22 protein-coding genes are annotated in these 24414 nt (G+C 70.7%); 10 read left to right on the top strand and 12 right to left on the bottom strand.

The window, feature by feature from the left end; genetic code table 11:
- Positions 1-159: 159 nt before the first annotated feature.
- The 3 genes from WME95_RS12875 (at position 160) to WME95_RS12865 (ending at position 2016) form a co-directional block, all read left to right on the top strand.
- Entirely contained in the window at positions 160-357 is a 198-nt protein-coding gene (locus WME95_RS12875; protein WP_437908670.1) for a hypothetical protein, read from the top strand.
- Complete coding sequence (locus WME95_RS12870; protein WP_437908669.1) at positions 354-482, top strand: hypothetical protein; 129 nt, start codon at positions 354-356, stop codon at positions 480-482. The genes WME95_RS12875 and WME95_RS12870 overlap by 4 nt, the downstream gene beginning before the upstream one ends.
- Positions 483-822: 340 nt before the next feature.
- A complete protein-coding gene (locus tag WME95_RS12865; RefSeq protein WP_437908667.1) occupies positions 823-2016 on the top strand; it encodes a PAS domain-containing protein in 1194 nt (397 codons plus the stop codon).
- A gap of 62 nt (positions 2017-2078) precedes the next feature.
- Here WME95_RS12865 and WME95_RS12860 read toward each other — a convergent pair whose 3' ends face one another.
- A complete protein-coding gene (locus tag WME95_RS12860; RefSeq protein WP_437908666.1) occupies positions 2079-2687 on the bottom strand; it encodes a hypothetical protein in 609 nt (202 codons plus the stop codon).
- A gap of 114 nt (positions 2688-2801) precedes the next feature.
- On the opposite strand from WME95_RS12860, the gene WME95_RS12855 reads away from it, so the two are divergent.
- Positions 2802-3974 carry an amidohydrolase family protein gene (locus tag WME95_RS12855; RefSeq protein WP_437908665.1) on the top strand — a complete coding sequence of 391 codons (1173 nt, stop codon included), beginning with the start codon at positions 2802-2804 and terminating at the stop codon, positions 3972-3974.
- 93 nt (positions 3975-4067) lie between these two features.
- On the opposite strand, the gene WME95_RS12850 is transcribed toward WME95_RS12855, so the two are convergent.
- On the bottom strand, positions 4068-4559 hold the full coding sequence (locus WME95_RS12850) for a DUF6691 family protein (RefSeq protein WP_437908663.1): 492 nt from the start codon (positions 4557-4559) through the stop codon (positions 4068-4070).
- Positions 4556-4990 (bottom strand): YeeE/YedE family protein, encoded by a 435-nt coding sequence (locus tag WME95_RS12845; protein WP_437908662.1) that lies wholly within the window; start codon positions 4988-4990, stop codon positions 4556-4558. The genes WME95_RS12850 and WME95_RS12845 overlap by 4 nt, the downstream gene beginning before the upstream one ends.
- 311 nt (positions 4991-5301) lie before the next feature.
- Here WME95_RS12845 and WME95_RS12840 point away from each other — a divergent pair, with 311 nt between their 5' ends.
- Complete coding sequence (locus tag WME95_RS12840; RefSeq protein WP_437908661.1) at positions 5302-7104, top strand: protein kinase domain-containing protein; 1803 nt, start codon at positions 5302-5304, stop codon at positions 7102-7104.
- A 55-nt stretch (positions 7105-7159) separates the two neighbouring features.
- The gene (locus WME95_RS12835; protein WP_437908660.1) at positions 7160-10018 is read left to right on the top strand and encodes a TonB-dependent receptor domain-containing protein; all 2859 of its coding nucleotides are present in this window, start codon (positions 7160-7162) and stop codon (positions 10016-10018) included.
- A 114-nt stretch (positions 10019-10132) separates the two neighbouring features.
- Here the strand turns inward: WME95_RS12835 and WME95_RS12830 are convergent, their stop codons facing one another.
- The 7 genes from WME95_RS12830 to WME95_RS12800 form a co-directional block, all read right to left on the bottom strand.
- The gene (locus WME95_RS12830) at positions 10133-12592 is read right to left on the bottom strand and encodes an SGNH/GDSL hydrolase family protein (protein ID WP_437908659.1); all 2460 of its coding nucleotides are present in this window, start codon (positions 12590-12592) and stop codon (positions 10133-10135) included.
- A gap of 275 nt (positions 12593-12867) precedes the next feature.
- Positions 12868-13002, bottom strand: a complete 135-nt coding sequence (locus WME95_RS12825) for a hypothetical protein (protein WP_437908657.1) — start codon at positions 13000-13002, stop codon at positions 12868-12870.
- Between the two features lie 101 nt (positions 13003-13103).
- Entirely contained in the window at positions 13104-13529 is a 426-nt protein-coding gene (locus WME95_RS12820; protein WP_437908656.1) for a bleomycin resistance protein, read from the bottom strand.
- Positions 13530-13755: 226 nt separating this feature from the next.
- Complete coding sequence (ribB, locus tag WME95_RS12815; RefSeq protein ID WP_437908655.1) at positions 13756-14925, bottom strand: 3,4-dihydroxy-2-butanone-4-phosphate synthase; 1170 nt, start codon at positions 14923-14925, stop codon at positions 13756-13758.
- Positions 14926-15012: 87 nt separating this feature from the next.
- Complete coding sequence (locus tag WME95_RS12810) at positions 15013-16041, bottom strand: ABC transporter substrate-binding protein (protein ID WP_437908653.1); 1029 nt, start codon at positions 16039-16041, stop codon at positions 15013-15015.
- Between the two features lie 169 nt (positions 16042-16210).
- Entirely contained in the window at positions 16211-17452 is a 1242-nt protein-coding gene (locus WME95_RS12805; protein ID WP_437908652.1) for a methyltransferase, read from the bottom strand.
- Positions 17453-17539: 87 nt separating this feature from the next.
- Positions 17540-17746, bottom strand: a complete 207-nt coding sequence (locus tag WME95_RS12800) for a hypothetical protein (RefSeq protein WP_437908650.1) — start codon at positions 17744-17746, stop codon at positions 17540-17542.
- Between WME95_RS12800 and WME95_RS12795 the strand changes: the two genes are divergently transcribed.
- Complete coding sequence (locus WME95_RS12795) at positions 17745-19091, top strand: AraC family transcriptional regulator (RefSeq protein ID WP_437908648.1); 1347 nt, start codon at positions 17745-17747, stop codon at positions 19089-19091. The genes WME95_RS12800 and WME95_RS12795 overlap by 2 nt on opposite strands.
- 524 nt (positions 19092-19615) lie before the next feature.
- The gene (locus tag WME95_RS12790) at positions 19616-20512 is read left to right on the top strand and encodes a calcium-binding EGF-like domain-containing protein (RefSeq protein ID WP_437908646.1); all 897 of its coding nucleotides are present in this window, start codon (positions 19616-19618) and stop codon (positions 20510-20512) included.
- Between the two features lie 195 nt (positions 20513-20707).
- Here the strand turns inward: WME95_RS12790 and WME95_RS12785 are convergent, their stop codons facing one another.
- Both WME95_RS12785 and WME95_RS12780 read right to left on the bottom strand, forming a co-directional pair.
- Complete coding sequence (locus WME95_RS12785; protein WP_437908644.1) at positions 20708-21202, bottom strand: hypothetical protein; 495 nt, start codon at positions 21200-21202, stop codon at positions 20708-20710.
- A 12-nt stretch (positions 21203-21214) separates the two neighbouring features.
- The gene (locus WME95_RS12780) at positions 21215-22573 is read right to left on the bottom strand and encodes a hypothetical protein (RefSeq protein WP_437908643.1); all 1359 of its coding nucleotides are present in this window, start codon (positions 22571-22573) and stop codon (positions 21215-21217) included.
- 384 nt (positions 22574-22957) lie between these two features.
- Here WME95_RS12780 and WME95_RS12775 point away from each other — a divergent pair, with 384 nt between their 5' ends.
- Both WME95_RS12775 and WME95_RS12770 read left to right on the top strand, forming a co-directional pair.
- Positions 22958-23209 (top strand): hypothetical protein, encoded by a 252-nt coding sequence (locus tag WME95_RS12775; RefSeq protein ID WP_437908642.1) that lies wholly within the window; start codon positions 22958-22960, stop codon positions 23207-23209.
- A 446-nt stretch (positions 23210-23655) separates the two neighbouring features.
- Positions 23656-24057 carry a hypothetical protein gene (locus WME95_RS12770; protein ID WP_437908641.1) on the top strand — a complete coding sequence of 134 codons (402 nt, stop codon included), beginning with the start codon at positions 23656-23658 and terminating at the stop codon, positions 24055-24057.
- Positions 24058-24414: the final 357 nt, after the last annotated feature.

Here is a 24414-nt window from a genome sequence, read left to right as displayed (position 1 = left end):
ACCACGGCGTTCACGTCCGCGCCTGCGCGTGGATGCAGCGCGTTGAGGCCAGCTTCGGAGCGCGCGGCGCCTGGTGCACGAGCCAAGGCGGCGCCGGGACGGACGCCGGGATCTTCCATCGCCGGGCCGACTCAGGGTGCATTCAAGGCTGTCGCCACCGTGAATCCCAATCTGGCCTGGGGAGCGGCGATGGTGCTTCTGGTGCTCGGCATCGTTGGACTGTACTTGAAGCGCACAAACGCGGAGAGCCACGCGACGCTCGTGACCGTATACGCACGTCAGGCGCGGAAATTTGGCCGACACGTCGAGGATTTCGCCGAAGAGATTGCGTCCTATGGTGACTTCGATTGCGTGTGACCGTTCGTCGGAAGGACGGCAACGAGCTGGTCGTCCGGTCGCTTTCGAGCGCGTTGCGCGACTTCTATGGCGTGGGGCCGGCCCCGGCGATCTTTCACGCGATTCAAAAGATCGAGGAGAATTAGCCGCGTCGTCCACCGCAGACACCGGCCCCGCGCGGTCCTCTCCCGGCGCCCCCGTTGGACGCCACGCCGCACACGCCGAGCCCGCGGGCGTCGGCCCCGGCGCTGGCCGCGGCGGGAGATGGTGGGACCCGAGCGAGGTGCCTCGCCACCTCCGCAGGCGCCAGCGAGGAGCGCCGTGAGGAGCAGGCAGGGGGAAGCCTTCAAGGTGCGACAAGCATACGGTGCCCCAGCCGACAGAGGCAGGCGAGCTCGCGGCATGCTCGCTCGAACGCGCTTCACATGCGCGATGGGCCTCTGATAAGTACCATGGGATGTTGCCGGCCCTAGGGCGGGAGGTCATGTGGCAGACCCGGAATCTCCTGTAGACTCGCTCCAGGCGTTCTTCTCGTCCTGTCCCGACATGCTGTTCGTGGCAGAGCTGGATGGCCGGCTGCGGCGGATCAGCGGCGCCCTGGAGCGCGCCCTGGGGCCGGTCGCGGCGCGGGGGGCAACGCTCGCATCGCTCGTCGACGACGAGGCCGATGCCAGCTCGTTCGAGGCCGCCTGGGGCCGGCTGCGGGCGTCCGGCGATCCCGTGCAGCTGGCCGTGTGCTTCCGCGACGCGCACGGCGGCCGCAGGACGCTCGCGTGCAGCGCGACCCGGTCGCCGTCGGGCGACGCGGTGTACGGCTCGCTCCGTGGCGTCCTCACCCGCACCCCGGAGGCGAGCCCGCGGAGCAACCTCAAGGCGCGCGTCCTGGACCACCTCGCCGAGCACGTGTCCATCGGCATCTGGACGACCGACCGGGAGGGAGTCCTGCTGTTCAGCGAAGGCAAGGGCCTCAGGCAGTGCAACATCGAGCCGAACCAGTTCGTCGGGATGAGCGTCTTCGAGCTGTACAAAGGCTACCCGATCACCGACAGCGTGCGGCGTTCGCTCGTCGGAGAGCAGACTCACTCCTACGAGGAGGTGCACGGCTATCACTGGGAGAGCTGGGTCGTGCCGTTCCGGGGAGACACAGGCGACATCGAGGGGGTGCTCGGGATCTCGCTCAACGTCACAGAGGCGAAGAACGCCGAGGCAGAGCTCCGGTCGCAGCTCCAGCAGATCGAGAACCAGCGGCAGGTGATCCGCACCTTGTCGATGCCCATCATCGAGGTGTGGAGCGGCGTGCTCACGCTCCCGATGGTGGGCATCATGGACAGCGTGCGGACGGCCGATATCATGGAGAGCCTGCTCGGGCGCATCGTCGAGAAGCAGGCGCGTTTCGCCATCCTGGATCTCACCGGCGTCGAGATGGTGGACACGCAGGTCGCGAGCCACCTCATCGAGCTCGTCACCGCGATCCGGCTTCTCGGCGCAGAGGGCATCGTGGCGGGCATCAAGCCGAACGTCGCCCAGACGATGGTCGCGCTGGGGCTCGACCTCTCGCAGATCAACACCCAGCAGAACCTTCGGGCTGCCCTCGGCCATTGCATCCGCAAGATGAGCGCAGAGAGGCACCTCTCGCCGGTGCGTGCCGACGCGGCCGCCGGGGGAGCGCCCTCCCGCTAGCCGAGGAGCGCTTCGCGGATCGCCGCGCGACGGGCAGGACCGGCGCGATGGGAGCGGTCAGATCATCGACACGCGCAGTCGACCGAGAGGGTGTAGCTGCCTTCGGCCCCGGCATAGCCGTCCACCACCAGGTAGGATGTCTGGCCTGGCGCGCTCGTCCAGCTCACGGTCTCGACCGTCTGTAGATCCAGCGGGGTCGAGGAAACCATCTCGTTCGACCGGATGGGGTCGCAGGCGGACAGCAGCAGGAGATCCAGGTCCGTCGCGAGGTTCTCGAGCTTTGCGACCACCATGCACTCGGTCGTCGAGGAGAAGGCATAGACCGTCTCACGCCCCGATTCGGCACGAGCGGTCCGGCTGTAGGCCGTCCACACGTTCGCGCGCCCCTGGCTCGTCGTGCTGTGATTCAAACGATCGCCACACGTGATCGGTAACGCTGCCCCACACGGGTCGGCCGCACCGTCCATGCCCCCGCCCGCGACGCTGCCTCCGCTGCCGCCCGGGTCGCCGCCGGCGCCGACCGTTTCCGCCGAGCCGACGGCGCCGCCCTCGCCGCTGTTCGCGACGGATCCGCCGGTGCCGCTGGCGCCACCGGTGGCGCCAGAGCCATTGCCGGCAGCACCACCCGTCGCGCCCGGCTCGTACACATCGTTGCCGCACGCCGCAACCATGAGCACCGCGTAGCCAAGCGTTGAGTGAAGTCGAAGCACGTTGCCCCCTTTCCGTCCACCTGCGCTCCGCAGCATATCATGCCGAGAGCCGCCTCCTGCGCGCTATGCTCCGTCATGCTCGCGTCCAGAGGTCGCTTCATGTCCAGCGCGGACATCGCAGCGCTCATGCTCGTTCTCCTCCTGCCAGCCGCGTGCGCTCACGGCCCGGCAGCGCCGTGCGCGGCGCCGTCGCGGCCCGCCGACATCGGGGCGCTGCGGCTCGCGGACTGGCAGCCCGTACCGCTTCTGGCGCTCGAGCGCACCGCGATCACCCACCTGGCCGTGCCCGCCATCGATGTCCACACCCACCTGCACCGTGTCGTGGACGTGGCGGCCGAGGTCGCGCGCATGGACGCGTTCCACGTCGAGACCCTGGTCAACCTCGATGGCTCCTCGGGCAAGCGCCTGGTGCGCGAGCTCGAGCGCTTCGACCGCGCCTATCCGGGGCGCTTTCTGACCTATGCCAACCTCGACCTCACGCTCGTGGGCGCGCCGGGCTGGGGCGAGCGTGTGGCCGCGCAGCTCGCGACCGACTTCGAGGCCGGGGCCAAGGGATTGAAGATCTTCAAGGAGCTCGGGCTCACGGTGCGCACGCCCGAGGGCCGGCGCGTCGCGCTCGACAGCCCGGAGCTCGAGCCGGTCTGGCGCACGTGCGCGCGCCACCGTCGGCCCGTGCTCTGGCACGTGGCCGACCCGGCGGCGTTCTTCGCCCCGCTGGACGCGAAGAACGAGCGCTGGCACGAGCTGCACGAGTTCCCGAGCTGGTCGTTCGCAGACCGGACGCGCTTTCCAACCCGCGCGCGGCTCTTCGAGGAGCGCAACCGCGTGATCGAACGCCACCCCGACGTCACCTTCGTGGGCGCGCACATGGCCAGCTCGTCCGAAGACCTGAAGCAGCTCGCGGGCTGGCTCGATCGCTTCCCCAATCTGCAAGTCGACATGTCGGCCAGCATCAGCGAGCTGGGCCGGCAGCCGCGCGCGGCGCACCGCTTCTTCGTGCGCTACCAGGATCGCGTGCTCTTCGGCACCGACCTTAAGAGCGCCAAGACGGCGGGCTACGAGGTCTATGCGCGCTTCCTCGAGACCGAGGACGACTACTTCGACACCGAGGCCGCGAACGGCCGCCAGGGGTCCTGGAGGATCTACGGTATGCACCTGCCCGCGCCCGTGCTGCAGAAGATCTACCGCGACAACGCGCGCCGCCTGCTCTGGCCTGCAGATCCCGCTCGGCTCGCGGCGCACCCGTGACGCTCGGCGCCCGGCGCGACACACGATGTTCCGTCCGGCGCGACGCGCGTCGTGCGCCGTTCCGCCCGTCACAAGCGTTGTTTTACTTGCCGTTCATTCCGTCGTCTGCTCGCTTGTTTCGCCCCTCGCCCTGGTCGAGGCGAAACGCTCGATCGCCATGCCGGCGGCCATCGCCGCGACGAACGCGAGCACGGCGCGCGATCCGGTCGCCAGCGAGACGAGCGCCGGCCCCGGGCAGTACCCGGCGAGACCCCAGCCGACGCCGAACAGCGCGGCGCCAGCGACGAGGCGCGCGTCGATGTCGGCGCGGGTCGGGACGTCCGCGCGGTCGGCCAGGAGGGGAAACCGCGGCGCGCGGGCGGGGCCGGCCGCGTCGGCGCCGCCCCCGCGCCGCCGCCAGCGAAGGACGCGGTAGGCCAGGAAGTGCACGGAGACCGCGCCGGCCATCACGAACGCGAGGCTCGGGTCCCAGCCGCCGGCCACGTCGAGGAAGCCGATGACCCTGGACGGCTGGGTCATGCCGGAGACGCCGAGCCCCACGGCGAACAGCAAGCCGGCGAGGAACGCCGCTGCGCCCTGCTTCATCGCGCCCCCCCGAGCAGGTGCCTGCTGACATACACGGTGATGGCCGCGGTCGCGATGAACGTCAGCGTGGCGACGAGCGACCGGACCGACAGACGGCTGAGGCCGCAGACTCCATGACCGCTCGTGCACCCGTTGCCGAGCCGCGCGCCCCAGCCGACGAGCAACCCCGCCACGATCACGAGGCCGAGCGAGCCGCCGCCCCCCGCCGAGGGGAAGGCGACCGGATGCGCGGCGACGAGCGCGAGGCCGCCGACGAGGAGGCCCGCGACGAACGCCGCTCGCCAGGCGGTATCTCCTGGCTTCCGGAAGAGCAGCCCTCCGACGATGCCGCTGACGCCAGCGACCCTCCCGTTGAAGAGCAGCAGGAGAGACGCCCCCACGCCGATGAGCGCGCCGCCGAGGAGGGGGCCTATCACGGTGCATTCATTCACGATGAGACCTCGCTGAGAGACCGGTGGCCAGCATAGCAATGCGCGTCATCCACGGAAGACGAACCACCACGCGGTGCGCAATGCCGGAGCCCGCTCGGCGTATTTCGGCCGGCCCCGCCGGCTCGCGCGCCCCCTGCCGCGTCCGCCACCGCTCGCCGCGCCACCGCTGCTGCGAGCGCGCGGCGCCACACCCCGCCTGGATCGCCGCCCGACAGCGCGGGTGGGGCTGGGAGCGGGCGTATCACACACGGCGCCGGCGGACGGCCGAGATTGTGCCGGGTCCCAGAGGTGCTGGTGTATACTGACGGCCGATGGCCCACGCAGGCTCGGACGCGGCGGAACCGGCTTCATGGCGCAGGATTCCGCGCGTCGGGGATGTCGTCGGCGGCAAGTACCGCGTCGAGCGCGTGCTCGGCCGCGGCGGCATGGGGATCGTCGTCGCGGCGCACCACATCTCGCTGCGCCACCGCGTCGCGCTGAAGTTCCTGCTGCCCGAGGGGCGCACCACGCCCGGCGCCACGGAGCGCTTCTTCCGGGAGGCGCAGGCCGCGGCGGCGATCGCCAGCGAGCACATCGCCCGCGTCATCGATGTGGGGCAGACCGACGACGATCTGCCCTATTTCGTGATGGAGTACCTGAATGGCATCGATCTGGAGGCGCTGCTCGAATCGCGGGGCCCGCTGCCCGTGGAGCAGGCGGTCAGCTACGTGATCGAGGCCTGCGAGGCGCTCGCCGAGGCGCACTCGCTCGGGATCGTCCACCGCGACCTCAAGCCGGGCAACCTCTTCCTCGCGAGCCGCAAGGACGGCTCGACCCTGATCAAGGTGCTCGACTTCGGCATCTCGAAGGCGTCCGAGGAGGGCGTGCTCGGCTTGAACGCCCAGCTGACCGCATCCGCCGTGGTGCTCGGCTCTCCCCGCTACATGTCCCCGGAGCACATCCGCAGCACCCGGACGGTGGACGCCCGCAGCGACATCTGGGCGCTCGGCATGACGCTCTATCAGCTCCTGACGGGACGGCTGCCGTTCGAGACCGAGTCCGTCTCGGCGCTGTTCGTGAGCATCGTGACCGACGTGCCCGTGCCCCCGCGCAGCCACCGGCCGGAGATCCCGCTCGCGCTCGAGTGGATCATCCTGATGTGCCTCGAGAAGGATCCAGCGCGCCGTCCCCAGACGATCGCCGAGCTGGCCACGCTGCTCGAGCCGCTCGCGTCGGAGTCCGCGCGCCAGACGGTAGCGCGCATCCTGCGCAGGGCGATGGGGAACGAGGCCGTCGACGCGCCGCCGCCGCCGGATCGCCCGCGCGCCATCGACGAGGAAGCCGAGACCCTGACCGGGCCGATCGGCCCCACGCGCGGGTCCCGGCACAGCTTGAGCGAGCAGGCGAAGGAGCGCGCCTCCTCGATGCCGCCCACGCAGGCGTCCGTCGCTCCCCCCTCCTTCGCGACGGCGGCCTCGCCATCGATGCCGCCTGCGCGGGTGTCCGTCGCGCCGCTCACGCTCACCGCCACGGCCTCGCCGTCGGTGCCGCCCGCGCGGGTGTCGGTCGTTCCTCTCACGCTCACCGCGGCGGCCTCGCCGTCGGTGCCGCCCGCGCAGACGTCGGCTGCCGGACCTCCCTCCGTGCACGCGTTGCCCCCGGACGAGTCGCTGGCGCCGACGGCGGCGCCGTCCAGACGGGGCGAGCGCGTCGCCTCGGGGGATCCGCAGGGGCGGCGCCGGCGAAGCCTGATCGCGCCCCTCGCGGCGGCGGCGCTCGTCGCGCTCCTCGGGGGCATTGCGGCGACCGCGTGGCTCGGGCGCGGCGCGGCGCCGGCCGCGGGCGCGCCGCCCGCCGGCGAGGCGGCCTCGCAGGTCGCGCCGGCGCAGGGCGAGCCTCCCGCGCCCTCGAGCGAGGATCCCGGGCCTTCGTCCCTCCCGCCGTCGGAGGTCGCCTCGCCGCCCACAGCGGCGGCCGCCGCGGCGAGCGGGTTCGCCACGGCCGGCGCCGCGCTCGCGCCGCTCGGCTCGGCGAGGGCGGGCCGCCCGCGCGCGGTGCTCGCGCCGTCGTCGCCGTACCCGGCCAGCAGCGAGCCGGCGCCGACGAAGGCGACGCGCCTGCGCGAGCACCGCTAGCGGCATGCGTCGAGCGCCCTCGAGCACGCGCGCTCGCCGGTGGAGGCTCGCCGCGGTGCCCCTCCTCGCGGGCGCCCTGCTCCAGGCCCCCGCCGCCCGCGCCGACGGCGAGGGCCAGGCCGACGAGGCCGACCTCCACTTCGACCTGGGCCGCGACCTCTACAAGCAGGGGCAGTTCCAGACGGCCCTCGAGCACTTCCTCGCGTCGAACCGGCTCGTACCGAACCGCAACGTCGTCTTCAACATCGCGCTCACCTACGAGGAGCTGGGCCGCTTCGCGGACGCGCACCGGTACTACGACGACGCGCTCGAGGGCGAGGCCGACCCGGAGGTCGTCGCCGAGCTCCAGGCCGCGCTCCAGCGGATCGCGCCGCGCGTGGCCGTGCTCCAGATCGTCACGTCGCCGCCGGGGGCCAGGATCTACGTCGATCGCAAGGACCTCGGCGCGCGCGGCACCGCGCCGCGCCGGCTCGCCATGTCCGAGGGGCGCTACCGGATCCTCGTCGAGCTCGCGGGCTACGAGCCCGTGGCCGTGGACGACGTCCCGGTGAAGCTGGGGCAGAGCAAGGAGGTCCTCATCGTGCTCCGCCGCATCGTCGGCACCGTGCGGGTGGACGTGCGCGGCGCGAGCGAGGCCACGGTGCACGTCGATCACGACGGCGCCCCGCCCGCCTGCACCGCCCCGTGCGATCTCGATCTGCCGCCGGGCCGCCACGTGCTCCATTTCTCGCGCCCGGGCTTCGAGGCGGCGCCGCAGCCGCTGACCGTCGCCGCGCACGAGACGGTGCCGATCACGGCGACGCTCAGCCCGCTCACCGGCTCGATCCTCGTGCGCGCCGACGAGCCCGACGCCCTCGTCGAGATCGACGGCCGCCCCATGGGCTTCACGCCGTCGGTGATCCAGGGCGTCCCCGTGGGCCGGCGCCGCGTCCGCGTCAGCCTGCGGGGCTTCGCCCCCGTCGAGCGGACGATCGACGTGGCGGCCGGCCAGCAGGCGGAGCTGCGCGACGTCACGCTGGCGCCGCTCCGGGAGGTGTCGTCGGCCTCGCGCGTCCTCGAGCGCCTCGAGGACGCGCCCGCATCCATCAGCGTCATCGAGCAGCACGAGCTGCGCGCCTTCGGGTACCCGACCATCGCCGAGGCGCTGCGCGGCACGCGCGGCATCTACCTCTCGAACGATCACGTCGTCTACTCGGCGGGGATCCGCGGGCTCGGCGAGCCGCTCGACTACGGCAACCGGCTCCTCGTCCTCTCCGACGGCCACTCGACGAACGACAACGTGCTGAACGCCTCGTTCGTGGGCTCCGACGCGCGCGACGACCTCCACGAGGTGGATCACATCGAGGTCGTCCGCGGCCCTGGCTCGCTGCTCTACGGCACGGGCGCGCTCTCGGGCATCGTCAACCTCGTCCCGCGCGGGCGCGACGAGCCCACGAGCGCGCACGTGGCGGCCGGCACCTACTACGACGGCGTGGGCCACGCGCGCGCCGGGTTCCACTACAACGCCCGCAGGGACGCGGGCGTGCAGGCGAGCGTCTCCGGGGCGCGCTCCGACGGGTTCGACGTCCCGGTGGCGCTGCGGGATCCCGGCGAGGGCCCGCGCGTGCAGATCGCCGAGCGCGCCGAGACCTTCCGGGCCGGCGGCACGTCCGGGCGCGCCTGGTACGGGCCGTTCACGGCGCAGTGGATGTACCACGCGCGCGAGCAGCTCGTCCCGATCGGCTACGTGGGCACGCGGCTCAACGACCTCGGGACGAGCTACGAGGACGCGCACATGATGGCCGAGGTGCGCTTCGAGCCGCGGCTCACCCCCGACCTTCAGCTCATGGCGCGCGCCCACGTGAACCGCTTCGTCTGGCACGGCGCCTATGCGTTCGAGGAGGGGACGATCTTCGAGCAGCAGCACGGCACCTGGCTGGGCGGCGAGCTCAGGGCGGCGTGGACGCCGCTCCCCTGGCTGAGGGTCACCGGCGGCGGCGAGGTGCAGGAGCACTCCGAGGCGACGCTGAGCAGCGTGCTCGCGGACGGCCGCGCGCATACGAAGCCCGTGCCGTACCGCTTCGGCGCCGGCTACCTCATCCTCGACAGCTCGCCGGCCCCGTGGGTCCGCCTCTCGTGGGGCGCGCGCCTCGACGTCTACAGCACGTTCGCGCCGATCGTCGTGCCGCGCGCCGCGGTCATCCTCCGGCCCGCGCCGGGCGGGGTCCTGAAGATCATGGGCGGGCGCGCCTTCCGCGCCCCGAGCATCTCCGAGCAGTTCTACACCGACGGCAAGACGCAGGTGCCCGCCGTCGACCCCGAGCGCGGCCTCGTGCTCAAGCCGGAGTCCATCGCATCCGCCGAGATCGAGTACTCGCAGCGCCTCGGCGACGACTGGACGGCGCTCGGCGCCGTTCACGCGAGCAAGCTGTCGGACCGGATCACCTCCGCCGAGGACAGGCCCGGCGTGCCCGGCGTGGTGCGCTACGTGAACAGCCGTCGAGACGCGTTCGTGGCGGGGTGTGACGTCGAGCTCCGCCGCGAGTGGCGCCAGGGCTGGATGCTCGCGGCGACGTACGGCTACCAGCGCGGCGAGCTCAGGCGCGGCGAGCGGCTGATCAACGCGCCGGAGCACCTCGCGTCGTTTCGCGGCGTCGTCCCGGTGGTGGAGCGGCTCGCCGCCGCGGCGCTCCGGATCAACCTGGAGGCGCCCCGGCGCATCGGCCGCAGCTCGGCCGACGAGACCGCGGGCGCGATCGTCGCGGACCTCACGGTGTCCGGGGAGCTCCAGCGCTTCCACAGCCGCTATGTGATCGGCATCTACAACGCGATGGACACGCGGTACGACTACCCGGCCGCGGAGAGCTACCTCTCGGCCACGAGCCGGCAGAACGGCAGGACCTTCCTCGCCGAGATCACCGTCAGCTATCCATAGCTCCGCGCGTCCAATGTGCTGCTACGCGCGGGCCTGCAGCGGCCCGGAGATGCTGACCACGCGGACACGCTCGAGCCACGCGGAAAAGAGCAAACGGTCTGCCAGACGCCGCCGTCACGGGGTGCTGTACTCGTGCCGGAAGCGGCGGAACAGGTTCCTGACCGCGCTCGCCGAGGGGACGCCGGAGACCGCGAGCGCCTCCAGGATGGTGCCGTCATGCGGGAAGCTGCTCTGGCTGTCTCCGCCGAGCGTAAGCCCGGTCACCGTCACATTGGTCAGCGACACCGTGGTCGAAGCGCCGTCGATGAGGATCGCTGAGCTGGCCCCATTCACGATCACGCCCACGGCGTGCGCCACGAGCGGGTTATACCCGGCGACCTGTCTGGTCACCGCGCCGTCGCTGAAGGCCAAAGAGGTGGCCGTGTTGTTGTAGAGCAGCGCCCCTGAGCTAGCGCTCGTCCTTCCGATAATGGCACCGAGAGCCGTGGAATTCTTCTTGAACACGGCGAACAGGGCATAAGGCGCGGCGAGAGAAATCCCGTTCAGTCGATACTGCTGCAGGATGTTAGAAAACGAGATTGCCGGTGCGTGGTTGAGGCCGTCGATCTCGAACGCTGCGGGGCTCCCTGGGAACTGGATCGTCCAGTGCCTCGAGTTCCCGCTCCGGTCAACGGCCTGGCCAATCCCGAGCGGCAACCTCCAATAATGCAGGTTGCTGTACGTGGCAGAAGGGAACGTGAGCGTGATCCCGGTCGTACCAAGCGCAACAACGCCGCTCGACGGCACCAGGACATGATTCTCTGCCCACACGCCACCGCCGTGGACGCTCCAGTCGAACCTCGCGGTACCGCGCGGCCCCCCCAGGACCATCTCGACATGCAGCAAGCCAGTGACCGTCGACGTGCCGGCAGCGGTCAGGGCAGGCGGTGCGGAGCCGAACCCGGTGGGCGTCCCGGTCACGGCTCCACCGGGGAGGTCAAACCCGGCTTTGACCCAGGTAAAGAGCCCCGGAAGATGGTTCGGGCTGAACGGGAAGGCGTCCCCGGCGCATATCGCCGTCATCTTCTCCTGCCCTTTTTCGTTGGGATGAACGGTGTCCGCCGCGTTGTGCGCAGCCGCCGCCTCCGCCGTCCACGCGGAATCGGCATGGATCACCTCGCCCCACGGAGCGAGCGCGGCGACCGCCGCAGCCTCCGCATCGCGCTGCGAGTCCCAGGACGTGCCGGCGACGTCGTTCTCGGTCACCTCGCGCGTGTAGGTCATGGCGCGCACCACCACGCGCGGATCGGCCTCTTTGATCGCGTTCGCGAGGTCGACCTTGAACTGGACCAAGTTCGCGGCCGTCGTCTTCTGGTTGGCGAAGTCGTTCCTTCCGATCTGGACAATCACCTCGTCGGGACGGTTCGCCAGAATCTTTCTGGCGAGCGCGCGGCACGCAGCAACGGAAGGCGTCGCCGTCCCGGTAAGATGCACGAGGCCATCCCCACCGCTGCCTTGGGTCATGAACTCGAGGCCCTTGCGTTGCATCTGGAGCTGCCACGACGTCATGCCAGAGAACGCGGTGTACGCGCCCGCGCCCTTCGAATCGACGATGGCGATGATCACGCGAGCCCGGGGAGGTGTGACATCGAAGATCGATGCGCCTGGCACGTAGATCCCACCAGGGAAAACGCCGATGTTCTCGCCACGGATGGCGACCAGCGACGCCGTGTACGGTGATGCCATCTGAGGACCAGAATAGACTCTGATCTTGCGCGGCACGGCGCTGCGTGCGGCCGGAACGCTCACCCTACTGAACGTGGTCGAGTTCCACGCCACGGGGAGCACCGGATCGATGGGCTCGCCGTCGGCCCAGACGGACGGATACGACCGGTTTCCGTTTCGTCGGTTCACCGTGTCGTAATACTCGACGTCAAAGACGTCGGCGTCGGTGGACAACGCGTAATACGCCAGGTTGGACATCTGGAGATGTCGAGGGTTGCGCCAGGCAGTGAGCTTTTCGTACCCCGCCTCGCTGGAGCCGTGGAGCAGCGCCGGGTGCACGTCCAGACGGTAGAAGTCGGGGTAGAGGACCCCCGTGGCGTCCACCGGGCGAATGCGGAGCCTGCCGCACAGGAACGTGGCCTGCGTCGCGCCGCTGCGAACGACGACCCGCGCGCGGTACGACAGCCCCGCGGTGACCGCGAGCGATGGCGTGATGCAGTCCGTCGGGGAGCTCGTGGGCGTGAACGACGCCGACATCAGGACGGAGGAGCCCACCGCGTCCAGGATCTGGAGCTGGAACGCGCCGGAGCTCCCGACCCCGGACGGGAGCGACACCCTGTCGAGCTCGAGGCGCACCGCGGGGACCTCGGACGGGACCGCGAACCAGCGCTCCTTCATCGCGCCGTCCGGCGCAGCCTGGTCGTGGTTCACCCAGATCAGGCTGCGTTGCCCGTCGGCGTCGACCCCCGCCAGGGGCAGGCACCGCGGGGCCAGGTGCGGCCGCTCCACGTGCCAGGCCATCGACTCGAGTCGCCCGGGGCCGAGCGAGTTCCGATCCACGTGCAGCCCGGCCGGATACGCGAGGCTCATGTGGTGCTCCGCGCGAGCTGACAGGCGTGCTCCCAACCCGGGCCGACATTGGTCCACGTGCGCGTCGCTCCCGCAGACGCCTCGGTGATGACCGCCAGGACTCCGAGCTGCGGACCTTTGACGATCTCGATCGTGCGACATCGAGCATCAACACCCTCCGCCGGGATGGGATCGGGGAGCTCGAACTCCTCCCCATCCGGCGGCACACCGATTGAATCAGGATCTGCCATGGCATGTTGTCTACTATACAGTGCCAATCCTGTCGAGGTCGCCCGTCAGGCGTCCGATGCCGGGACGCCGGCGTGGCGGGGGTCGGCGGAGGCGGCGACGGAGAGGGCCTCTCGAGCGCGCGGGGGCGGAGGGCCGCCCTTGCTCAGGTTCGGCGCCACGACCCCATGGCGTGTGGCCATGTCGTCCGCCTCCTCCTGGTCCACGTCGACCCCCGCAGCGCAATCTCTCTTCGCTCGCGCGACAGATCCATGGCCGGATTTCTGACATGCGGAGAGAGCGATCAAGAGCGCAGAGGGCGCTGGCCCAGGTCGGTGAAGAACCTCAGGAGATAGCCGTCGGGGTCGGCGACGACGAACTGGCGGTTGCCGAGCTCCGTGTCGCCCTCGCGGTACCACCTCTCCTCGAAGGGGATCACGATCTGGAAGCCGCCTGCGCGCACGCGCTCGTACAGCGGCGTGACGTCGGAGACCTCGATCTGAAAATTGACGCCGCGTCCGTAAGGATGCTCCAGCGGTGCGGTGCGGAACCTGCGGCCCGGCCCCGCCGCCTCCTGCAGCATGAGCTGCGCGCCCTCGAGGTCGATGAAGGCAAATCGCTCCTCGGGCCTCTCGTACCGCAGCGTGCAGCCGATGACACCGACGTAAAAGCCGAGCGAGGCGTCGAGATCCGCCACGTCGAGCTCCGGGATGAGCTTCTGCCCGCTCATGGTCCTTCCCCTCGAGATCGACCGATGGATCGAGCGGAGCGGCGGGTCATCGGGCAGAGCCTAGAACACCGAGCACGTTGAAACCCGGAGAATTTTCACAGGGAGGCGGGGAGGCGGGGAGGAAGAAAAAAAATGAATTTCTCCCTCTTGCCGTTTCTCGCTCCCCGCCTCCCCGTCTCCCTGTGAAATTCTTGCTTTTTCTCGTGGTTTCAACCCGTTTGTCGCTCTAGCTCACAACGGAGACATCCACGCTGGGTTGGATCACCGACGAGGTGCTGCCATGCCCCGAAATCGCTGCCCGCCCGCGCCGCGGCGGCGGCGCGCCGGGGCCCCCCAGCTGCGTCACAGGCTCGCCCGTCTCGAGGTCGATCTCCTTCTTCGGCCCGTCGGGCCAGGGCGCCCTCGAGTCGAGCAGCGTCGCCCGGCGAACCCCGAGCGCCACGAGCTCGCGCGCGGCCACGGCGAGCTCGAGCCCCAGGGTGACGTCGGCTCCCGCGGATGTCGGCTCGGCCGGCGGGGGCACATAGACGACCGCGCCGGCGCCGGCGGCCTCGATGTCTCGCAGGGCGTCGAAGAGATGGGCGTCGCCGAGGAGGTCCGAGACGAGCGCGGCGCGGTGGGTGTACACGATGGCGGGGTCGCCGGCGTGCGCCGGCGCGCCGTGCGTCAGGAGGAGCAGCTGCCTCTCGCGACGTAGCGTGTACGTGTGCGCCCGCCACTCGCCGCTCAGGCCTGCGGGCCGGAACGGGGCGCTCCGGACGCGCGCGGCGACGTCCTCGCTCCGCACCCGGTGGCGGATGAGGTCGTCGATGGAGACGAGCGGCAGCCCCTGCCGCGCCCCGAAGCGCGCGAGGTCCCGGCGGCGCGCCATCGTCCCGTCGTCATTCAGGATCTCGCAGATGACGGCGGCCGACAGCGCCCCGGCGAGCCGCGCCAGGTCGACCGCACCCTCGGTGTGCCCCTCGCGCTCGAACACCCCATCTCGGCGCGCCCGCAGCGGGAACACGTGCCCTGGCGACACCACGTCCCGCGGCGACGCGTCCGGCGCGATGGCGGCGGCGACGGTGCGCGCCCGGTCGCGAGCGCTGATCCCGGTCGTGACGCCCTCGCGCGCCTCGATGCTCACCGTGAACGCCGTCGACCGGCGCTCGCCGGGCCGGGTCGCCATGAGCGGCAGCCCGAGGCGGTCCACCTGGTCCTCGGCGAGGGCGAGGCAGATCAGCCCCCGGCCGTGGGTCGCCATGAAATTGATGGCGGCCGGCGTCGCGTGCTCCGCCAGGACGACGAGATCTCCCTCGTCCTCGCGCGCCTCGTCGTCGACGAGGATCACCATGCCACCGGACCCGAGCTGCTCGACGGCAGCCTGAACACGCAACGTGGATGTCGAAACGGCCATGGATTCCTCTTCGCTCAGCGGGCCTGGAGCGGCGCCAGTCGATCGATCTCTTCCAGATCGGCCCCGGTCAGCCGGAAGCCCGGGCCGTCAGCCCTTCGGCTTGCCGTTCGCGTCCCACTCGGCCCAGAAGCGCTCGAGTCCGGTGTCCTTCAGCGCCCGGTCGAGGAAGCGCCGATCGGTCCAGGGCTCGACCTCGAACGTGCTCCTGATCAGGCCGTACTTCTTCGAGTCGGCGACCGCCGACTTGTACCGGGCGATGGCGTACTCGTCGAGCAGCGGGCTGGCGTTCTGCTTCATGTCCTCGCCCTGCTGCGCTTCCTTGTAGTTCGCGAAGGGCGTGCCGGACTTCGACCACAGCTGGAATGCCTGCGTGCGGTTCTTCTCGTCCGCGACCCACGCCGCTGATTTCACCGCGAGCGTGATGATCTTCTGCACGACGTCGGGGTATTCGTTGATGAAGTCCTCCCGCGCGATGATGCCTGAATTGCTCGGGTAGGTCGGGGAATCCCCCTTCGTCGTGTAGACGACCTTCCCGATCCCCTGGTCGCGCAGCGAGAGGTAGTCCGTGCCGCCGAACACCGCGTCGATGTCCTTCGTGGCGATCGCCGCCTTCGCGGTGGAGGCATCCATGCTGATGGACCGGATGTCCTTCTCGCTCAGCCCGTGGCCCTCGAGGATCCGGTTCGCGGACAGCTGCGAGGCCGTGCCCTTCTGGAAGGCCACCTTCTTGCCGCGCAGATCCTTGACGCCGGTGATCGGCGAGTCGGCGGGCACCACGAGGTAGGCGTGTCCGCGCCGGCTGGCGCTGGCCAGGAGCCGCGTCTTGAGGCCGCTCGCCCGACCGACGACGGAAGGCAGGTGACCGTGGGTCCAGATGTCGAGCAGGTTGTTCGCGACCGCCTCGTTCACGGCGGGGCCGGCGCCGCGGAAGAAGTTCCACTTCACTTCGATGCCGTCCTTCTTGAACTCCTCGGCCAGGGTCCCCTGGAGGTGCAAGAGGGAGAAGAAGCTTCCTCCGGTGACGGGGCGATTGCCCACGCCGACGCCGGGCACCCCGACGCGGATCACGCTGGGCCCGGCGGCCCGGGCCCTGCCTGCCAGAAGCGCTGCCGACACCGCTGCAGCGGCGCCTCCCAAGAACTGACGTCTTTCCATGGCGCCGTGATGTGCACCGTGCGTGCCATTCCATGAAACCCTTGGAATCCAGGGGCTGCCGCGAGGCGCTGTTGCCAGGGAAGCACCCGATCCGCAGGGCTGCTGGCGAGCGGCCCACCGCGGGGCCGCGTCAACCGCCGAGCCCTCCCGGCCGGGCGCTCGCGAAGATCGCGACGTTCCTCGGCGTCACCTCGGGCTCGAACACGATGGCCGCCTCGACCTCGTGCCCGCGCTCGCCGAGGGCACTCGCGCGATCCAGCGCGACCGCGACCTCCGTGAGCCGGGCCAGGAGCGCGCGCGGCAGCGTGAGCCGGCGCATCTGGCCGAACGCCGCGCGCGCCGCGACCTCGCGCTCGCGGAGCTCGGCCTCGGTCGCCGGGCCGAGGCCCCGCAGCGCGAGCGCCCTGGCCGCGAGCTCGCGCAGCCCGCCGTGCGCGCGCCGCCGGTTGATCCCGCGCATCTCCTCGCCCAGGGCGACGTCGAGCCCGCGGCCGCGGAGCAGCGACAGCAGCGCGTGCCGCCGTTCGCGGGCCAGAAGCTCCTCGTCCAGGCTGGCCTCGACCCCCGCCGGGCGCGCCGTCAGGTTGGTGAGGCCCAGCGCCTCGCGCTTCAGGACGAGCCCCGCCGCCCTGGCCGCGGCCGAGAGCGGGGCGCGCGCCGGCGCGCCGATCTTCTGAAGGCAGCACGAGACGAGCGCCAGATCGCAGGGCGCCTCGGCCGCCGCCGTCACCGTGCGGTCCCCGAGCTCGCCGCAGGCGTGCAGGCCGACCGCCAGGTCGTCCGGAGCGAACGCCAGCGCCTGCTCGAAGGCGTCGAACGCCACGAAGCGCGCCCGCCCCCCGGCGGCCAGCGCGGAGGCGGTGGCCACGCGGTCGGGCTCGCGCTCCAGGCCGATCGCGTCCCGCTCGAAGCGCGCGGCGGCCAGGCGGGTGAAGTGGCCGTGCCCCGCGCCCACGTCGACCAGGCGGCGGGCGCGCGCGGCCATGGGGGCCACGGCGCCGAGCAGGGCCTCCAGCTGGAGCCGCTTGCGCGCAGGCACCGCCCGGAGCTCGTCCAGCGACGCCGGCGGGAGCGGCTCGACCGGCCGCCGCGGCAGCCTGGCCGCCTCGTCCGCGGCCCGCGCCAGGGCCACGAGGCTCGGGGGCGGGCGATCGAGGCCGTCGATGCACGCGGCGAGCCCCTCGGCCTCGCAGCGGGCGAGCTCGGCGTCCGAGAGCGACAGGAGGAAGCCCGTCCAGCCCCGCGCCTCGCACCACGCCGGCGGCGGGCCCTCGTCGACGCGCGCCTCGACGATGTCGAGCGCCGGCACGAGCACCTCGAGGGCGCGCGCGAGGCGCTGGGCGACGGAGGGAGGCGTGAGCGACGGGGGCATGCGCGGACCGGAGGCCGGGCGAGGACTACCGGATCCGCGCCGCGCCAGGAAGGCGCCTCGGGCGCGCCGCCGAGCGGAGGCCCTGCGTCACGGGTTGGCTGAGCTGAAACTCGCCATTCTACCCGGTTCCTGCGCCGGCTCGCGCGCGAGATCCAGGGCCGCCACGCTCTCGGCGTCTTCGGCCGGGCCCCAGGCGCCGGACATCGCCATGCAGCCGAGGCCGACGGGAAAGACGCTCTGACCGGTCTTGCCCAGCGGAGTCGAGCGGCTCATCCTCGCGTGGAGGTGGGTCATGTGGTGTTCATGCCGCGCGCCCTCGACCTCCGTTTGGAAACCGGACATTCGACGATCCGGCAGACCACAACCAGGCATCGAGACGGCCCTCGTCATTCCCGGCATCGCGTCGCTCCACGGCTCCGACAACCGCATACGCTGCGCGCGGGCGGATTCCCCACCTGCACGCTTCTGCGCACCCCGCGAGGCGCACGGAAGCCGCCGGATCTACCTGGCTGGCTCACGACAATTTACATTCTCCAACGGGTGTGCTCCTTCTCATCCAATGTCGCGTCGTGCGCCTCGCTTTGTCCAGACAAGCCATCAGGGTGAAGGGGCCTCGCGCGCCGCGCACGCGCCGGGGGCGGAGATTGCGCGGGCTCAGCTCGTGTGCACCGGCGATGTCGGCGAGGCTCGAGAGGCCTTCCGCCGCGTTTACACGGGCGCGACCCTCGAGCCCAAGCGCGGCACATCGTTCGGCTGTGCGATGGAGGTCGCCTCCTTCGGCACACTCCGTGTCGTGGCGGGCGACTGGCCCGGCGGAGGGCGGGCCTTCGTGCCGGCGGTCGGGGAGCAATACATCCTGTCTCTCTCGGCCGGCGGCGAGAGCGCCGGCGACCACGCGGGCGAGCCCTTCCGCGTCGTGCCGGGCCGGCGCGCCGCGCTGTTTTCACCCGGGCGATCCTGCTCGCTCGATGTCAGCGGGGAGTTTCACGGGCGGACCCTCGTGATCGACCGCGGAGCGCTCGACGCCCACTTCACCTCGCTCACGGGCGCCGCGCTGCGCGGCCCGATCCTGTTCGGTACGGCGCTCGACATCGAGGACGGACCGGGCCGCACGGTCCACGAGGTCGCGCAGCTCCTCCGCCGTCAGATTGAGCAGCCTTGGGCCTCGCCGATGCTGCTCGCTGCGCTGCGTGGTGCTCTCTTCACGAGCCTCCTGGTACACGCCCGGCACAACCTATCGGAGATCCTCGATGCACCACAGCCGCGCGTGGCTCCGGCGTGCGTCCGCAAGGCTGAAGAGTACATGGCCGCGCACGCTGCCGAGCCCATCACGCTGGCCGACATCGTCGCCGCGGCGGGCGTGCCCGAGCGGTCCCTGCGAGCAGCCTTCGTGGCGAGCCGGGGAATACCACCGATGGATTTCCTGCGGCGGCGCCGGTTCGAGCTCGCGCGCCGCCAGCTGGCCGAGCCCTCGGCCGGCACGTCGGTCGCGGGCGTCGTGGCCGCGCTCGGGCTCGGCAACCCGGGGAGGTTCAGCGTCGAATTCAAGCGCCGGTTCGGCGAGAGCCCCTCCGAGACGCTGACCGCGGGGCGCGCGGCCGCGGGCCTGCCGCGCCTCCGGCCGCGGCGCCGGACCTGAACGTCACGAGCGCTGGCACCCACGAGCAACAACTCCGGCGACAACGCCACCCCGGTCCAGTCGCCCGCAGTTCGCCATGGCGTACGGTCGTCGGGCTCGACCTCGACGTATCGCGCAGATCGCCATCGATCGCGCGTGTGAACGATGTCGCCTGTCCAGAAACGGCAGCGAACTGTCCACGAACGGCAAGACAAACGCACGGACGAGCTCGTCGCTGTTGCATCCTCGCCTGAACCTATGGTGGAAGATCGCTCCCTCATCGAACTCGGCAGGGTCGCCGCGGTCGGTCACGGCGGTGCGTCGTGATCTCCGCAGGTGAGGCATTCAGACAGCAGCAGCAGGCGGCGGCGCGCGACGGGACCCGGGCGACGGGAGCTGGCGGCGCGCACACACCGAATGCCCTGCAGAGGCCTGCGTCAACATCACCTCCGAAAGCGCCGATTCGGCACTGGCATCAAACTTGAACAGGCCGGCCCGACCCTTCTCCAGCCAGCGCAAGCACAACATTGAAAGGATGACCACCCATGCGGTCTCTTGCAGGCTCACTTCTCCACGCTCTGACGATCCCGGCTCTCTCCACCCTGCTGCTCGCGGGCTGTACCAGCGCTGGCCCCTCCGCGGCCGACGGCGACGAAAGCGGGGAGGCCACCGACCCCTGCGCCTCGACCCCCTGCCAGAACGGCGGCGCCTGCGCCGCGACCGAGAGCGGTTACACCTGCACGTGCGCGCCCGGCTGGACGGGGACGAACTGCGAGACCAACATCGACGAATGCGCGCCGAGCCCCTGCCAGAACGGCGGCGCCTGCGCCGCGACCGAGAGTGGTTACACCTGCACGTGCCCGCCCGGCTGGACAGGGGCGAACTGCGAGACCAATATCGACGAATGCGCGCCGAGCCCCTGCCAGAACGGCGGCGCCTGCGCCGCGACCGAGAGTGGTTACACCTGCACGTGCCCGCCCGAATGGACGGGGACGAACTGCGAGACGCCCGTCTGCGTCCCCACCACCTGCACCGCTCAGGGAGCGACCTGCGGCTCGATCGCCGATGGCTGCGGCGAGATGCTCGACTGCGGATCGTGCGGGTCGGGCTTCACCTGCGAGAGCGGCACCTGCCAGCCCACGGGGCCGACGTGCCCGTGTGATGGCATGCCCGGGTGGGGTCCCCCTACCCCCCCCGTCAAGTGCATCAACTACTCGGGTTCCATGGGCCCTGGCAGCATCTACTATTATCTGAAGAGTGAAGACAATGGCCACGAGGGCCCCTTCGTCCAGTTCGCTGTCAACGGCCAGTTCGGCCCGGAGCCCGACCAGTGCGGATACGTGTCGGTGGCCAACACCCTCACCACCATGCCGCTCACCAGCCAAGAAGAGGCGGACGCCTGCGTACAGAGCTTCCTGCGCTTCGCCGGCAGCTGCCCCTGAGCTGGGCGACAGCCCAGGGCGGCGTCTGCAGAGGCTCGCCGTTGCCCCGTGACGGCTCCGGCAAGACGGTGAATCAAGGAGCAACCAGGGGCTAGAGCGCCGAGAGTGTCCGACGTCGCGCCAGCGAGGTGGGCTCATCGAGGAGACGACCGCACCGCCCGCGCCGCCGTGGCGGCCAGACGCTCGTTCACTTCCTCAGGGCGGGAGCGCGGCGATGAAGTCGCGGATGCACGCGATCTCGGTGTCGCTGAGCGCCGCGCCGCCGAACGGCATCCGCTCGTTGCACGGCGGGTCCGGCGTGACCTTCGTGTAGATCGCGCTGGCGTCCGGGTCGCCCGGGACGAGCACCGAGCTGCCTTCGCCGCACACGGACGCCTGGCCCCGGAGCGTGTTCTCCCACCCGGCGGCCAGCGAGAGGCCCGCCAGCTTGGAGTTCTCGTCATGGCAGCCGGCGGTGGCGCACTTCATCGCGACCAGGGCCGGCGCTTCGGCGCATCCGCTCGCCCCCCCGCCCGTCGTGGCGCCGCCGCTGCCGGTCACCGCGGCGGAGCCGCCGCCGGCCCCCTGGTCGTCCAGGGGGAACTCGTCCTCGTCCAGGGTCCCAGCGCAGTTCGGGAGGAGCGCGCCGCCGGTCAGCAGGGCGGCCGCGGTGAGCGCGGCGCGCCCGTAAAAGGAAGTCATGAACGTCACGTGCTACCTCTCTCAATAGACGTAGGCTCCGGCGAGCCGCAGTCCCAGGTATTGGTCGATGGCCCCGCCTGCGATGTACGCGTCGCCCTGCTCGGGCTGGAACGACGAGAAGAACCGGGCGTACTCGACGAGCAGGCGCGCCTCGATGCCGGTCGCGACCGGGATCATCACCCCGGCCAGCGCGCCGACGCCCTGCACGCTCGCCCCGGTGAACCGCTCGTAGACCGGGCCTGACGAGAGCGGCAGGATGTACTCGGCGCCCAGCGCCAGCGCGATCGGGCCGACCGGGAAGCGCCCGTCGAGGCCCGCCCGGAACAGGGTGTACGAGACGTTCGGCACCGTCCTGGCGAGGTCCGCCGGCGCGTCGATCTCGAAGGTCAGGAACCGGAGCCCGGCGGAGATCCCGAGCACGGACGCCTCGCCGAGCGACAGCCGCTCCCGGAGCCCCAGGTTGATGCGCTCGTAGGTGGTGCTGATCGGGTCGCCGCTGCCCACCGCCGAGTCGAGGCCGAGCGCCCGCGCATAGCCCGCGGTGAGCCCGAGGCCCTTGAGCACCGCGATGTCCGTCGACGCGAGCGGGTACAGCTCGCCCGAGACCGACAGCGCGGGCTGTCCGAAGACGCTGTAGGGCGGGAGGTTCCGCGTGCGCGGATCGGAGTAGTCGAACCAGCGGCCGACGAACTCGACGCCGAGCTCGATCGAGAAGAGCGCCGAGCCGGCCTCGTGCGGCTCGCGCTCGCCGCCCTTCCCGCCCTCGTCAGCGTCCCTCTCCTCGCCGCCTTTTTCCTTCTCGTCCCCCCCGTCGCCATCCTCGCCTTCGCCTTCCCGGTCGCCCTTCACCCCGTCCTCCTCGGCGGGCGGCGCGGGCGGCGGCGCGACCTGCGCCAGCGTCGGGCCGAGCAGCTCTTCCAGCGCCCTCTTGCGGTCGTCCCGCGAGCCGCTCAGCGGCACCGCGCTGTCCACGGCGAGGTCGCCGGCGTTCTCGTCGACGTAGACGAGGTGGACCTCTTTCTTCTTCTTGTTGGTCCGCGAGACGCCGTAGATCACCCCTTCTGCCTTCGCAGCCCTTCCTGCCTTGCGGATGCGGTCGATGGCCTTCTTCCGCTGAGCCTTCGACACGAGCGCGTCCCCGACGGGCTTGGTCTGGCCGGCGCCTTTCAGCGACCTCGAGAACGCGTCAGGGTCCACGACCCCCAGCGTCTCCGGCATGATGGCGAGGATGTCCTCGCGGATGTCATCCGCGTTGGGACCTTCGATGCGCACCGCGATCGACTTCGACGCCTTGGGGGCGGCGAGCGTGGCGGGCGCGAGCGCGAACGTCGCGGCGGTCGCGGCGGAGAGCCCGAGCAGGATCCGCCCGCAGAGGCTCATGGAAAGGAACAGCGTTGTAGTTCTGGCGGGTTTGCGCACGGGCCTCTCGCTGGCGGCAGAGACGTCAACCGGGGCTTGCACGCGCGTCAGCCTACAGGGGACCTGGACGAGCTCCCGCAGGCTGTGGAGTGAAGGCGGCCCCTTCGATGCATGGATAAGTTGCTGGCGTAGCGTCGCTATTCCAGGGGGGTCGTATAGAAAAGTTGTCTGTCAACCCAGAGCAGGTCCCGCAGTGTGACGGAACCTGGAGCGCCTGATCCCGGACGGGGCCAATGTGATGACACCGTGCACCCGAGGAGGGGCCGAGCAGAGCCCGCCGCAACCCAGGTCACGCTGCACCCGAAGTTGCCGTCCGCCCGCCTTGCCGGATCTCGGAGAACTCCGGTGGAGAACACCCTGGATCTCACGACAGCCGAACCGAGGCTCGCCGTGGTCTCCAGTGCATTCAACCTGGCAAAACGCAAAGCACCATCGATCGGCGATCGCTTCCGTGATGACCGACCGAACGGGATCGGTGCCGAGACCGATCAGATGACAAAAGTCTCGGCGCGCATGACGACCCACCCGAGGCGAAGCAAAAGGAACCCTGTCGAGGGGAATGTGAACGATCACATGGCCGATGTCAACGCCAATTGATTGGCCGCGGGGATATCCCGGAGCCCGATGGAGGGCGAGGCTGGCGGGGCTCCTCCAGCGCGCCGCGTCAACATGGGCGGACGCCGGACAGCGTTGATCGCCGGCCCGCCCGACGCGCTCGAAGCCGAGCAGCGCATCGCCGGTCGGCGCTCGACGCTGCGAGCCCGCCGGTGCCTGGGCGCCGCCTCTCGTGCGCGGCGATCTGGTGCGCGGTGACTCGAACGCGCGGTCCAGCGCGAGCTCGCCCGCTGCTCCTGCGCTCGCCGGACCTCTCGGAGCTCGGGCGCCGCGGCCGGCCGCCGCTGCGCGCCCACCGGGATCGAGGAGAGCCGCGCGTCAGCCGATTCTGGTTGACGTCAGTAATGTGAACGTTCACAATTTGATGCTCCGAGCTGCGATAACTTGGCTGAGGTTGCTTCTTACATGACAGGAGACGTCGGATGTCGATGAGCATGAAGCTGATGAGCGCGGTGTTGATGAGCGTCGGCATTGGCTTTGCAGGCGCAGCATGGGCCGCGAACGGGACCGCGGACCTCCCCGGTTCTGTTGCCGAGGGGAAGGATTTTGGCTGCGGTGCAAAAGGACAGAAGGCCTGTCCGATGCAGGGCTGGATGAAGACGGTGATGCAGTCGGCGACCACGAGCGGCGACGGCGCGAAGATCGCGTCGGCACTGGAATACGTGGCGTCGAAGCCGCCGCCCGGGATGCCCAAGTGGGTCGCGATCTCGAAGGATGGCGTGGAAAAGGCCAAGAAGGGCGATATCGACGGCGCCAAGGCGAGCTGCAAGGCCTGCCACGATCTGTACAAGGCGGAGTACAAGGCGAAGCTCCGCGACGCCGCCTTCTGAGGCGCCTCCCTCTGCTATCTCCCTCTCCGCTCCTCGCGCCGGGCGCGCGCTCTCCTGGCAGCCCCGGCCGTACCCGCCGGGCCGAGGCGAACACCGGTCCGGAGAGCTCGACGTATCCCTCGGGCAGGCTCGCCGCCTCGCCGGGCCGTGGTACGAGCCGAGCGCATCGGAGAGCTCCCACGGGCGCCGCTGCGCCCCCTCGGGATCGAGGAAGCCCGCGCCGTTCCATTTCCGGTTGACACCGAAATGTGACCGTTCACAATGCCTTCTAGGGGTATCCTTCTGTTTTGCCCTGGACAGGCCGACGTGCGCGCCGGCCCTTCGTCCCCGGGATCGGGATCGATCTCGGCACCGGGT

The organism is Sorangium sp. So ce327, from assembly GCF_051530205.1.
Lineage (GTDB): Bacteria > Myxococcota_A > Polyangia > Polyangiales > Polyangiaceae > Sorangium > Sorangium cellulosum_B.
Note: the sequence above shows the minus strand (reverse complement) of the source record. Positions and strands in the feature narration are given on the sequence as shown.